This window comes from Leisingera aquaemixtae (assembly GCF_019801145.1).
In the GTDB taxonomy this organism is placed as follows: domain Bacteria; phylum Pseudomonadota; class Alphaproteobacteria; order Rhodobacterales; family Rhodobacteraceae; genus Leisingera; species Leisingera aquaemixtae_A.
Genome location: NZ_JAHVJQ010000003.1, coordinates 332720 through 344879, shown reverse-complemented (window position 1 = coordinate 344879; position 12160 = coordinate 332720). Strand labels below are relative to the sequence as shown.

Here is a 12160-nt window from a genome sequence, read left to right as displayed (position 1 = left end):
CCGGGGGCGGGCGCAGTGATGCCTGGGCGGCCGTTCGCTTTTCACTCAGGCCTTACAATATGTTGCAACCTCACAATAATTCGCGCCCGCCCTGGGGGGCGGGGCCGGGCGCGAACCGGATCGCAGGGCGATCCGGTACTGCGGAGCACGGCGCGGGCGATTGCAATGGCAGGAAACTCACCCGAACCGGCAAACTCCGCCCTTGCCCCCCCGGGCAATCTTGCCTATTTACCGCCCGGTACTTAGCCAACCGCCGCAGGGACCCATGGAAAACGTTGTTCTGATCATCCATCTTCTTCTGGCTCTCGGCCTGATTGCCGTGGTTCTGCTGCAGCGCTCCGAAGGCGGCGGCCTGGGCATGGGCGGCGGCGGCGGCGGCGCGATCTCCGGCCGGGCGGCGGCAACCGCACTCAGCAAGCTGACCTGGCTGCTGGCCATCGCCTTCATCTGCACCTCGATCACCCTGACCATCCTGGCCGCGCAGAAATCCGCGGGCTCCTCTGTTGCCGACCGCATCGGCGTGCCGCAGAGCGATGCAGGCGAGGCACCCGAAGCCCCGGCGGCACCGCTGGGCAGCGACCTTCTGCCGCCCAGCGAGGGCGACAACGCTCCGCTGGTTCCCAGCGCAGACTGATCCACTACACCTTGAGAGGGTTTTAGGAACCGCAACAGCATCTTGCGGTTCCCTTGCGCATTTCGTGCGAATCCTTTATATATGAAGTCCCGTGATGCTGCGGTTTTTGGAATGATTCCGATCACCGCCGGGCAGCTGAAATCTGACTTCTCACGGGGGCAGCCGAACACATATGGCGCGTTTTATCTTCATCACTGGCGGTGTTGTTTCATCCCTGGGCAAAGGCCTGGCTTCGGCGGCGCTCGGCGCCCTCCTGCAGGCGCGGGGCTACTCGGTCCGGCTGCGCAAGCTGGACCCCTACCTGAACGTCGATCCGGGCACCATGAGCCCGTTTGAGCACGGCGAGGTCTTCGTCACCGACGACGGTGCCGAGACCGACCTCGACCTCGGCCACTACGAGCGCTTCACCGGCGTGCCTGCCCGCAAGACCGACTCGATCTCCTCGGGCCGCATCTACACCAACGTGCTGGAGAAGGAGCGCCGCGGCGACTACCTCGGCAAGACCATCCAGGTGATCCCGCACGTCACCAACGAAATCAAGGACTTCATCTCCATCGGCGAGGATGAGGTCGACTTCATGCTCTGCGAGATCGGCGGCACCGTCGGCGATATCGAGGGCCTGCCGTTCTTCGAGGCGATCCGCCAGTTCGCCCAGGACAAGCCGCGCGGTGAATGCATCTTCATGCACCTGACCCTGCTGCCCTATATCAAGGCCTCCGGCGAGCTGAAGACCAAACCGACCCAGCACTCGGTGAAGGAGCTGCGCTCCATCGGCCTCGCGCCCGACATCCTGGTCTGCCGCTCCGAAGGCCCGATCCCGGTGAAGGAACGCGAGAAGCTGGCGCTGTTCTGCAACGTGCGCGCCGACTCTGTGATTGCCGCGCAGGACCTGAAATCCATCTACGAGGCGCCGCTGGCCTATCACCGCGAGGGCCTCGACCAGGCGGTGCTGGATGCCTTCGGCATCGCCCCTGCCCCGAAACCCAACCTGGAGCGCTGGGAAGATGTGGCGGACCGCATCTACAACCCTGAGGGCGAAGTGCGGGTGGCCATCGTCGGCAAGTACACCCAGCTGGAAGACGCCTATAAATCCATCGCCGAGGCGCTGACCCACGGCGGCATGTCGAACCGGGTGAAGGTCAAGATCGAATGGGTCGACGCCGAGCTCTTCGACAAGGAAGACGCCGCCCCCTACCTGCAGGGCTACCACGCGATCCTGGTGCCCGGCGGCTTTGGCGAGCGCGGCACCGAGGGCAAGATCAAGGCAGCCCAGTACGCGCGCGAGAACAAGGTGCCCTACCTCGGCATCTGCCTCGGCATGCAGATGGCGGTCATCGAAGCGGCGCGCAACGTGGCGGGCATCTCCGAGGCGGGCTCCGAGGAGTTCGACCACGAAGCCGGCAAGAAACGCTTTGAGCCGGTGGTCTACCACCTGAAAGAGTGGGTGCAGGGCAACACGATGGTCGAGCGCAAGGTCGGCGACGACAAGGGCGGCACCATGCGCCTTGGCGCCTATGACGCGACCCTGGCTGAGGGCTCCAAGGTCGCCGAAGTCTATGGCAGCACCCATATCGAGGAGCGCCACCGCCACCGTTACGAGGTCGACACCAAGTATCAGGAGCAGCTGGAAAAATGCGGCCTCAGCTTCTCTGGCATGTCGCCGGACGGCCGCCTGCCGGAAATCGTGGAATGGAAAGACCACCCGTGGTTCATCGGCGTGCAGTTCCACCCGGAGCTGAAATCCAAACCCTTCGCGCCGCATCCGCTGTTCGACGATTTCGTCCGCGCAGCCAAGGACGCCTCGCGGCTGGTGTAAGAACCTGGCTTTGACAGCCGGGTTGAAATTGGAAAGGCGGGCCAATGGCCCGCCTTTTTCAATTTGCAGTTGCGGCTTCCAGACCGCGTCTCTAATACCTGAAATCCGCAATCCGGATTTTTTCTCCAGCTTTAAGGAATTTACATTGAAAAAGGCAGCACTTGGCTTGAGCGCCGTTCTTCTCACCGCGGCTTGTATGGACGTTGACCCGAAGTACTCGGATCTGAATGAAAGCGCCGCAAATGGCTTTCCCGAACTTGCACTGCAACTGGGGCGGGTGAACCCGCCGAAATGCGTGCTGCAGGCCAGCGAGTGGGAACCCGTGTTCATCAAGAACAACATTACAACCGGCCACCGCGTAACCAACGCGCTGAATGGCATGGTCCAGAACGGTCAGATCCTCTATTTCCAGGACAAACGGGTCATCGCAGTCACCGCTGCCTATTGCGGGAAGTAGGTCAATTGCCCGGAAACGGGGGTGGTACAGGCGGGTCCTCCCGCCCGTCGCCTGCTCACATCGCGTGAGCGGCTCCCGGTTGGGCCCGGCGCCGCCAAGGCGGCGCAGGGACAGAACGGAAAAAGGCGGGCCGCTGGCCCGCCTTTTGCATTTTGATTGACTGGTTTTTGCCCGGCTCAGAAGCCGTGCATCCGCTTGGCCCATTGATAGGCCACCACCAGCCCCTTCATCCGCGGCAGCATCACCAGCGAGGCCCCGACGGTGATCACCGACATGATGATCGCCAATGTCCAGGGGTCCGGGCGCAGCTGGGTGTAGACGATGTGCAGCGCAAAGCCGAGGATATGGCCGACCACCAGGATGGTCAGATAGGCCGGGCCGTCATCGGCGCGCTGGTGGTGCAGCTCCTGGCCGCATTCGGTGCAGCTGTCGTTCACCTTCAGGTAGCTGTGCAGCAGCTTGCCGCCGCCGCAGTTCGGGCAGCGCAGCCGCAGCCCCTTCAGCAAGGCGGGCTTCAGCTCCCGCTGTTCTGTCTGCAACACGTCCGCCTGGGTCATCGCGCGTCTCCTCCGGTTCCGCTGCCTGATAGCGTGATTCCCCGATTGAATGCAATCAATATGCAAACATTGATATTGCATTTATTGCCGCAGTCCGGCATTGAACCAATCATTCAGGAAACAAAGCGTCAAGCGGAGACCCGGCGATGACACAATGGACCCCTGCCCCTCTGGACGGCGCCCGGCCGCGCTACATCGAGCTGGCCGAGGCGATCGGCGCCGACATCGACGCAGGCGTGCTGGCGCCCGGCGACCGGCTGCCGCCGCAGCGGCGGGTGGCGCAGGAGCTGGGGGTGGATTTCTCCACCGTCTCGCGGGGCTATGCCGAGGCCGTGCGGCGCGGCTATATCGAGAGCTTCGTCGGCCGCGGCACCTTCGTGCGCAGCCGGGAGGCGCTGCCGGAACGGCCCGACCCGCGCCGGGCGCTGGAAGAAGACCCGATGATGAACATGCCGCCGGAACCGGATGATCCGGCGCTGCTGGCGCGGATGCAAAAGGGGCTGGAGCATGTCTCCGCCAATCTGCTGCCGCTGTTGCGCTACCAGTCGGTGACCGGCAGCCCGCAGGACCGGGCGCTGGCGGCAGAGTGGATGCAGGCCAACGGGCTGGGCTGCGCGCCGGAGCGGCTGGTGATCACGCCGGGGGCGCACGCCAGCCTCTATGCGATCCTGACGGTGCTGTGCGAGCCGGGCTCGACTGTCCTGTGCGAGGAGGTGACCTATCCCGGCCTGCGTTCCATCGCCGCCCGGCTGGGGGTACGGCTGATCGGGCTGGCCGGCGACAAGGACGGCATCCAGCCAGAGGCGCTGGAGAAGGCCATCACCGACCATTGGCCCGCGGCGCTCTACCTCAATCCGACGCTGCAGAACCCGACCACCAGGACCATACCGGCAAAGCGGCGGCAGGAGATTGCCGCGGTGCTGCAGAAACATGACCTGCCGCTGATCGAGGATGACGCCTATTGCTTTGTCGACAACGGCGCGCCTGCGGCGATCAGCAGCCTGATCCCCGATCTGGGCTGGCATATTGCGGGGCTTTCCAAATGCTTTGGCGCCGGGCTGCGGCTGGCCTATGCCACGGTGCCGAAACGCGCCCTGCTGGGGCAGTTCAGCCAGGCCCTGCGGTCGATGCATGTGATGGTGTCGCCCTTGAACCTGGCGCTTCTGGGGCGCTGGATCGAGGACGGCACCGCGGCGGACATCCAGCGCTTCATCCGCAAGGCCGCGGCTGAGCGGCAGGCGCTGGCGGCGGAGGTGCTGAAGGAGTGTTTCACCGAGAGCGATCCCCTGGCCTTCAACCTGTGGCTCAGCCTGCCGCGCGGCACCAGCCGGGCCGAGCTGATGGGCCGCATGGCCGGGCGCCAGATCGGCATCATGCCAAGCGATGCCTTCACCGTTTCCGGCCTGCCGCAGGAGGCGGTGCGGGTGTGCCTGGGCGGGCCGATTGGGCTGGAGGATCTGCGCGAGGACCTGCTGGCGCTGAACGATGCCGTCACCCGCAAGGACTGGCTGGGCTGAGCCCCGGCTGGTAAGATCGCGCCGCAATGCAATGAGGCCCCGCATGATCCGCGCTTTCCGCAACCTGATTGAACGGCAGCTGACCAAGGCGCAGGCCGAGGGCCGGCTGCAGGGGCTGGAGGGCGAAGGAAAGCCCCTGCCCGACCGCAGCAGCGAGGCGCATGTGGACGCTGGACTGGCGGCGGGAATGCGGATCATGGCGCAGGCCGGCGTGGTGCCGGAAGAGTTCGGACTGAAGGAGCAGCTCGCTGAGGCGCGCAAGGAATACGCCGGATTGACGGACCCTGAGCAGCGCAAGGCGGCGATGGCGCGGATCTCGGATCTGGAAATGCGCTACAACATGGCGCGGGATGCGCGGAAATCCTTCTTCCGTTAGCGCAACACCCCGTTGTTTCCTGCCGGATTCGCGCTATAGACAGCGCCAAGACAGACCATTCCAAAGAAGAGTGACGCATTATGGCCAAAGACGCTTCTGTACATCAGGAACAACTCGACCGCATCGCCTCCGGCAAGGGCTTCATTGCCGCGCTGGACCAGTCCGGCGGCTCGACCCCGAAGGCGCTGGCGCTTTATGGCGTGAACGAAGACGCTTATTCGAACGATGACGAGATGTTCGCCGAGATCCACAAGATGCGCACCCGCATCATCACCTCGCCGAGCTTTGGCAAGGAGCGCATCCTGGGCGCGATCCTGTTCGAGAAGACCATGGACGGCGAGATCGAAGGCAAGCCGACTGCGGACTTCCTGTGGGACAACTGCGGCGTGGTGCCGTTCCTGAAAGTGGACAAGGGCCTGGCCGATGAGGCCAACGGCGTGCAGATGATGAAGCCGATGCCGGAGCTGGACGCGCTGCTGGCGCGCGCCAACGGCAAGGGCATCTTCGGCACCAAAATGCGCTCGGTCATCAAGGACGCCAATGCAGAAGGCATCAAGGCGGTTGTCGCCCAGCAGTTCGAAGTGGGCCAGCAGATCGCCGCGGCCGGCCTGGTGCCGATCATCGAGCCGGAGGTCGACATCAACTCTGCCACCAAAGCCGAGGCCGAAGAGATCCTGAAGGCAGAGATCGCGGCGCAGCTGGACGCCCTGCCGGAAGGCACCAAGGTGGCGCTGAAGCTGACCATCCCGTCCAAGGCGGGCCTGTACGATGATCTGGCCGACCACGCCAATGTGGTGCGGGTTGTGGCGCTGTCCGGCGGCTACACCACCGATGACGCCTGCGCCCGCCTGGCGCAGAACGCCAAGATGATCGCCTCCTTCAGCCGCGCGCTGACCGAAGGGCTGAACGTGTCGATGTCCGATGAGGAATACGATGCGGCCCTGGGCGCCAACATCTCCAAGATCTACGACGCCTCGCTGTAAGGTTTCGCAGAGCTGAAATCGAGAAGGCCGCGCCTGCACCACGGGCGCGGCCTTTTCCGTTGGGCCCTAAGGCCCCGCCCCTAGTAGCCGGAGCGCCCGGCGCAGCAGACCGCCAGCACCAGCCCGGCACCGCTGAGGAAGGGCAGCCAGAAGAAGCGCAGCGCAGTCAGGGTGAACCAGCCGGGCTGGTCCTCCGGCGCCTGGCCGGCGCCGCCGAGCCAGGACCAGAACATCAATGCCGAGGCGGAAATCATCACCCCGCTGAACGCCAGCAGCCAGCGGGCAGAGCTGGGCATTGCCCCCTCACCCGCGCCCAGCCGTTCCGCCGTCCGGCTGGCGGCGAGCCACCCGCTCACGCCGCCTGGGTCAGCGACGGGCGCAGCCCGGTGTAGCTGACCTTGTTCTCGTTGGCGGCCAGGTAGCGCTGCGCCTCCTCGCGGTCCCCGAAGCTCAGCGCCTCGTCGTAGAAATAGGTAATCCGGTCCCCGGTCCGGGACAGCAGGCCGCCGCTTTCAAACAGGATAAACCACTTCTTCTGCACCAGTTGCATCAGCCTCACTCCTTTCTGAAGCCCGGCTGCGGCCCGTCTCCGCCGCCGCCGGTTCTATTGCAGTTCCCCAGGGTGCAAGCGGCCATCCAGTGGCCCGCGCGGCCGCCGGTCAGCAGATTTCCAGATGCTGGATTGGCCATTCTCGCGCCCTGCTGAGGGCAGAATTCGCCCCCAGATATTGCCAAAGAGTTAACGGTGATTGGCGCTGGTTTAACGCGGCATTTTCCCGCCAACGGGCGGCGGTTTCCCGCCTGCATGAGCGGATTTGCGTAGAATTTGGCGGAAGTCCGCCGTTGCAGAATCCAAAGAGGTTGCTGAAGCGTCAATGCCTGTTGCGGGTGCGGCCTCCCCGCCCGCCGCCGAAGCCGCCCGCCGGGCGGCGGGCATGAGTATTTGGGGAAAGATGACCCCCGTCAGAACACGGTTCCGATGCGCGGCGGACGCGGTTCAGGGGGCCGGACGGAGCCGCCGGGGCTGCCGTTCAGCAGCCCCGGGGCGGAATGTCAGGAGAACTTCGGCGGGCGCTTTTGCAGCTGCGCCGCCACCGCCTCGATCTGGTCCGGCTTGCCGATCAGCTCCAGCTGTTCGGCGCTCTCCCGCAGCAGCACATCCGATTGGGACGCCCCGCTTTCGGCATAGCTGATCAGCCGCTTGGCGGCGCGGACGGCGGAGGGGCTTTTGCCGGCGATCTCCTTGGCCAGCTCATTGGCGCGGCTGAGCGGGCTGCCGTCCAGTTCGCTGACCAGCCCCCAGTCGAGCGCCTGCTGGGCGCCGACCTTCTCGGCCGTGTAGGTGAGGCGGCGCAGCACATCGGTGCGCAGCAGCCGCGGCAGCAGCGCCATGCCGCCCATGTCGGGGATCAGCCCCCATTTCATCTCCATCACCGACAGCTGCGTCTCCGGATGGGCGATGCGGATATCGGCGCCCAGCGCGATCTGCAGGCCGCCGCCGAAACAGGCGCCGTGCAGCGCCGCGATCACCGGCACCGGCATCCGGCGCCAGATCATCGCCACCTCCTGAAAGGCATTGGCGTCATGGTGGGTGCGCTCCATCACCAGGGTGCCGAGGTCGCGCTGCGCAAAGCTGGCAAGCGCCGCCATGTCGAGGCCCGCGCAGAAGCTCTTGCCGGCGCCGGACAGCACTACCGCGCGGGCGTCCGAGGCCGCCACCTCCTGGCCTGCGGCGATGATCGCCCCGATCATTTCCTCGTCCAGCGCATTGTGCTTGTCCGGGCGGGCAAGCGTGACATAGGCGATGTGGTCCTTGTAGCCGGTGGTGACTCTGCTCATGGTTTCTTCCCCGCTGCTGGTCTGGCTTCAGCCTGCCCCGGAACCGGCGGACATGCCAGTCCAACGTGGGGGAAGGGTCAGGGCTGCAGCGGCATCCGGGCGAACCAGGGCGAGTCGAGGGTCATGACATAGAGCTGCCCGTCCACGGCCTTGCCGCCGGTGGTGACGCCAAGGCGCCCGTCCGGGTCCTGCAGCGTGCGCAGGATATTGCCCTGCCCGTCCAGCTGCACCAGCATGCCGCGGTGGATCGGCGCCGGGCGCACCATCGGCCCCAGCCGCCAGACCACTTTGCGCAGGAACGGGTACGGCATCAGCGCCTCTGATGGCACCCGCGGGCTGGCGAAGGCGAGCCAGTAAGTGCCGTCGCCCTGCGCCTCCAGATTGTCCGGGTAGCCGGGGAGGTTGCCGAGGAACAGCTCGCGCTGGCTTGCCTTGTCTCCCTTGAGCCAGAGCCGGTGAACGCGGGCGCGGCCGGTCTCGTTGATCAGCAGGAAATCCTCCTCCGGCGACAGCGCGATGCCATTGGTGTAGACGAAGCCGGTTGCGATCTTCCCGGCGCTGCCATCGGGGCGGATGCGGGCGACGTAGCCGCTGTCCGACTGCTCCCAGATCGTCAGGATCGAGGTCGGCTTGGTGCCGCCCATGGTTTCCGGGTCGAAGCGGTCGGAGGAGTTGGAGAAATAGACGGTGCCGTCGCGGGCCACGTCCAGCTGGTTGGCATAGACGATCGGGGCGCCATCGATACTGTCCGCCAGAACCTCCAGCGTGCCGGGGCCGGACCAGCGCAGGATGCCGCGGAAGCTGTCAGCGATATAAAGCGCGCCGTCCGGGCCTGCCTTGAGACCCAGCGGGCGGCCGCCGAGTTCATCCACCAGAACAGGTTCGTCCCCGTCGATCCGGTAGAGATTGCCGACGAGGCTGGTGGTGTAGACCGCGCCGTCCGGCGTTTGGGCAATGTCCTCCGGCCCCAGTTCGCCCGCTGGCAGATGGATCAGCTGGGCCGCGTCCAGCGCGTTGTTTTCGGCAAAAGGCCCGGTGAAGCCCGGGGCCGCGGGCGGGTCATAGGCGATGGGGTCCACCGGCACCGGCCAGAACAGGAGATAGCCGAGGGCGGCGGCCAGCAGGGCCAGGACAATGCGCATGAAAGAATCCCTTTGAAATCTGCGGGCAGACTGCGCGGCGGCGGACGGTGACGCAAGCCTTGCCCGCCGCCTGCGCTTGCGCTTATCTGCGGCCATGACTGGTCCCCGCTACACCCCGCTTGCGCAATCCCTGCCCGCCACCGTGCCGTTTGTCGGCCCCGAGACACAGGAGCGCGCGCGCGGCCATGCCTTTGCCGCGCGGCTGGGGGCGAATGAGAACATCTTCGGCCCCTCGCCCAAAGCGGTGGAGGCGATGGCGCAGGCCGCGGCGGAGATCTGGAAATACGGCGATGCCGAGAACTTTGATCTACGCCATGCCCTCGCGGCGCATCACGGGGTGAGCCCGGCGCATATCATCGTCGGCGAAGGCATTGACGGGCTGCTGGGCTATCTGGTGCGGCTGCTGGTGGGCGCGGGCGACGCGGTGGTGACCTCGCTGGGGGCTTATCCGACCTTCAACTACCATGTCGCGGGGTTCGGCGGGGTGATCCACACGGTGCCTTACAAGGACGACCGCGAGGATTATGAGGCGCTGTTTGCCAAGGCGGCGGAGGCGGATGCCAAGATCGTCTACCTTGCCAACCCGGACAACCCGATGGGCAGCTGGCACAAGGGCGCCGATATTGCCGCGGCGCTGGATCATTTGCCTGCGGGCTGCCTGCTCTTGCTGGACGAGGCCTATGTGGAATGCGCGCCGGAGGGCACCGCGGCACCCGTCAGCGCCGATGACGCCCGGGTGATCCGGATGCGGACCTTCTCCAAGGCCTATGCGATGGCGGGGGCGCGGGTGGGCTATGCCATCGGCCATCCTGATCTGATCGCCGCCTTCAACAAGGTGCGCAATCATTTCGGCATGAACCGGGCGGCGCAGGCCGGCGCGCTGGCGGCGCTGCAGGATCAGGACTGGCTGGCCCAGGTGCTGGCTCAGATTGATGCGGCACGGCTGCGGATTGCCGAAATTGCGGCAGAGAACGGGCTGGCCGCCCTGCCCTCGGCCACCAATTTCACCGCCATCGACTGCGGCCGGGACGGGGTCTTTGCCAAGATGGTGCTGGATGGGCTGGTGGATCAGGGGATCTTTGTGCGGATGCCCTTTGCCGAGCCGCAGAACCGCTGCATAAGGGTGAGCTGCGGCCCGGCGGCGGAGCTGGACGCCTTTGCCGCAGCGCTGCCCAAAGCGCTGGCTGCGGCGCGCGCCGGCTGAAACCTGCCGGCGGGCGCCGGATCGCGGCAGTTTTACCGGACATTCACCCCTGCCGGGCTACCCTTTGAAGGGTAACACCGGGAGAATTGTCATGCGTGACCCTGAACTGCCGGACGCCATGCCGGACTTCTTTACCGCCGCGATCATGTTTGCGGGCATCAACCTGATGTGGATCTTTTTCGTCATCTGGGTGATGTACGGGATGGTGCCGGTTCTGGTGGTGGCCGTGCTGGTCAATCACTTCATCAACCGGCTGGAAATCCGGCTGAAGTCGCAGAAGGCCTGACGCCCGCCCGCTGCCCGCCGCTGCCAGGCCGTCAGCGGCCCGACAGAACCCGCGCGGCCGCATCCGATGCCCCCTGCCCGTGCGGGATGCCCAGCGCGGTCAGCCCGGTCTCAATCCCCCCCAACAGGCCCATCACCATCTGCCCGTTCACATGCCCCATGTGGCCCAGCCGGAAGTAGCCGTGCCAGTCCGGGCTGCCCTGCGACGCCATGCCGAGGCCGATGCCCAGCGTCAGCCCCAGGTTTACCTCCAGCCAATCGCGCAGCCTTGTGCCGTCCGGCGCCCCGATGTGCAGCGCGGTCACGGCGTGGGAGCGCAGGGAGCGGTCCGCCACGTTCATCCGCAGCGGGCCGCCGGCGCCCCAGGCCTCGCAGGCGGCCCAGATGGCGCGGGCCAGATGGGCGTGGCGCGCCCACACGTTTTCGATGCCTTCGGCGTGGATCATGTCCAGCGCGGCGCGCAGGCCGTAAAGGTGGTGGGTGGGCGCGGTGCCGCCGAAATACTGGTAGAATTCCGCCGGATTGGCACGCGGCGCCCAGTCCCAGTAGCGGCTGATGCGCGGCAGCGCCGCCCGCGCGGCGGCGGCGCGCTCGTTGAAGAACACGAAACTGAGGCCCGGCGGCACCATCAGCCCCTTCTGGCTGGCGGTGACCATCACATCGACGCCCCAGCCGTCCATCTCGAACTTCTCGCAGCCCAAGGAGGCGATGCAATCGGCCATCAGGAGCGCCGGGTGGCCGGCCTCGTCCAGCAGGCGGCGCAGGCCCGCGATGTCGTTGCGGATCGAGCTGGAGGTGTCCACATGCACGCCCAGCACCGCCTTGATGCGGTGTGCGCGGTCTGCGGCCAGCGCCTCGGCGATACGGGCCATGTCCCAGGGCGCGCGGGTGCCGAAGTCGAGGATCTCGGTCTCGATGCCCAACCCTTCAGCCATTTCCGACCAGCCGATGGCAAAGCGGCCCGAGGCGGGCACCAGCACGCGGTCGCCGGGCTGCAGGGTGTTCTGCAGCGCCGCCTCCCAGGCGCCGTGGCCGTTGGCGATGTAGATCGCCGCGTGGTGGTCCGTGCGCGCCACCCGCCGCAGGTCCGGGATCAGGCCGGCGGTCATTTCCACCAGTTCGCCTGCATAGATGTTGGGCGACGGGCGGTGCATCGCCTGCAGCACCGGGTCCGGCACCACCGACGGGCCTGGAATGGCCAGATATTTCCGCCCTGCCGAAACGTTTACCGGTCCGCTCATGCCTGCGGTTCCTTGCTGCGCGGGCGGCGGCTTGGCGCCCCGCGGTTGATCCTTGGCGGCACAGTAGCCGCCCCGCGCGCCGGGTCAATTGCCGCAAACGCAGGGTCAC

Annotated in this window: 14 protein-coding genes; 8 read left to right on the top strand and 6 right to left on the bottom strand. The window is 66.2% G+C overall.

The genetic code is table 11. The features are described 5' to 3' along the window. Window positions 1–265: 265 nt before the first annotated feature. The 3 genes from secG (at window position 266) to KUW17_RS09065 (ending at window position 2907) form a co-directional block, all read left to right on the top strand. Complete coding sequence (secG, locus tag KUW17_RS09075) at window positions 266–634, top strand: preprotein translocase subunit SecG (protein WP_222478209.1); 369 nt, start codon at window positions 266–268, stop codon at window positions 632–634. A 172-nt stretch (window positions 635–806) separates the two neighbouring features. Continuing rightward, on the top strand, window positions 807–2450 hold the full coding sequence (locus tag KUW17_RS09070) for a CTP synthase (protein WP_222478207.1): 1644 nt from the start codon (window positions 807–809) through the stop codon (window positions 2448–2450). A 22-nt stretch (window positions 2451–2472) separates the two neighbouring features. Next, entirely contained in the window at window positions 2473–2907 is a 435-nt protein-coding gene (locus tag KUW17_RS09065) for a hypothetical protein (RefSeq protein WP_222478204.1), read from the top strand. A gap of 176 nt (window positions 2908–3083) precedes the next feature. Here the strand turns inward: KUW17_RS09065 and KUW17_RS09060 are convergent, their stop codons facing one another. Continuing rightward, complete coding sequence (locus KUW17_RS09060) at window positions 3084–3464, bottom strand: DUF983 domain-containing protein (RefSeq protein WP_222478202.1); 381 nt, start codon at window positions 3462–3464, stop codon at window positions 3084–3086. Window positions 3465–3610: 146 nt separating this feature from the next. Between KUW17_RS09060 and KUW17_RS09055 the strand changes: the two genes are divergently transcribed. From KUW17_RS09055 to KUW17_RS09045, 3 genes are all read left to right on the top strand, one after another. Next, complete coding sequence (locus KUW17_RS09055) at window positions 3611–4981, top strand: PLP-dependent aminotransferase family protein (protein ID WP_222478200.1); 1371 nt, start codon at window positions 3611–3613, stop codon at window positions 4979–4981. Window positions 4982–5024: 43 nt separating this feature from the next. After that, window positions 5025–5357: a DnaJ family domain-containing protein gene (locus tag KUW17_RS09050; RefSeq protein WP_222478198.1), complete on the top strand. Its 333-nt coding sequence runs from the start codon at window positions 5025–5027 to the stop codon at window positions 5355–5357. Between the two features lie 80 nt (window positions 5358–5437). Continuing rightward, window positions 5438–6340 (top strand): fructose bisphosphate aldolase, encoded by a 903-nt coding sequence (locus KUW17_RS09045; RefSeq protein WP_222478196.1) that lies wholly within the window; start codon window positions 5438–5440, stop codon window positions 6338–6340. 80 nt (window positions 6341–6420) lie between these two features. On the opposite strand, the gene KUW17_RS09040 is transcribed toward KUW17_RS09045, so the two are convergent. The 4 genes from KUW17_RS09040 to KUW17_RS09025 all read right to left on the bottom strand — a co-directional run bounded on the left by KUW17_RS09040 (window position 6421) and on the right by KUW17_RS09025 (window position 9321). Then, a complete protein-coding gene (locus tag KUW17_RS09040; RefSeq protein ID WP_226429226.1) occupies window positions 6421–6696 on the bottom strand; it encodes a hypothetical protein in 276 nt (91 codons plus the stop codon). Further along, on the bottom strand, window positions 6693–6890 hold the full coding sequence (locus KUW17_RS09035; protein ID WP_222478194.1) for a hypothetical protein: 198 nt from the start codon (window positions 6888–6890) through the stop codon (window positions 6693–6695). The genes KUW17_RS09040 and KUW17_RS09035 overlap by 4 nt, the downstream gene beginning before the upstream one ends. A 503-nt stretch (window positions 6891–7393) precedes the next feature. After that, window positions 7394–8179: a crotonase/enoyl-CoA hydratase family protein gene (locus KUW17_RS09030; protein WP_222478192.1), complete on the bottom strand. Its 786-nt coding sequence runs from the start codon at window positions 8177–8179 to the stop codon at window positions 7394–7396. Between the two features lie 77 nt (window positions 8180–8256). Beyond that, window positions 8257–9321, bottom strand: a complete 1065-nt coding sequence (locus tag KUW17_RS09025; RefSeq protein WP_222478190.1) for an SMP-30/gluconolactonase/LRE family protein — start codon at window positions 9319–9321, stop codon at window positions 8257–8259. Between the two features lie 94 nt (window positions 9322–9415). Between KUW17_RS09025 and KUW17_RS09020 the strand changes: the two genes are divergently transcribed. Together KUW17_RS09020 and KUW17_RS09015 are read left to right on the top strand one after the other, a co-directional pair. Beyond that, complete coding sequence (locus KUW17_RS09020) at window positions 9416–10525, top strand: pyridoxal phosphate-dependent aminotransferase (RefSeq protein WP_222478188.1); 1110 nt, start codon at window positions 9416–9418, stop codon at window positions 10523–10525. Window positions 10526–10616: 91 nt separating this feature from the next. Next, the gene (locus KUW17_RS09015; RefSeq protein WP_222478186.1) at window positions 10617–10811 is read left to right on the top strand and encodes a histidinol phosphate aminotransferase; all 195 of its coding nucleotides are present in this window, start codon (window positions 10617–10619) and stop codon (window positions 10809–10811) included. A gap of 31 nt (window positions 10812–10842) precedes the next feature. Here the strand turns inward: KUW17_RS09015 and KUW17_RS09010 are convergent, their stop codons facing one another. Continuing rightward, window positions 10843–12051, bottom strand: a complete 1209-nt coding sequence (locus tag KUW17_RS09010) for a pyridoxal-phosphate-dependent aminotransferase family protein (protein WP_222478184.1) — start codon at window positions 12049–12051, stop codon at window positions 10843–10845. Window positions 12052–12160 lie beyond the last annotated feature (109 nt).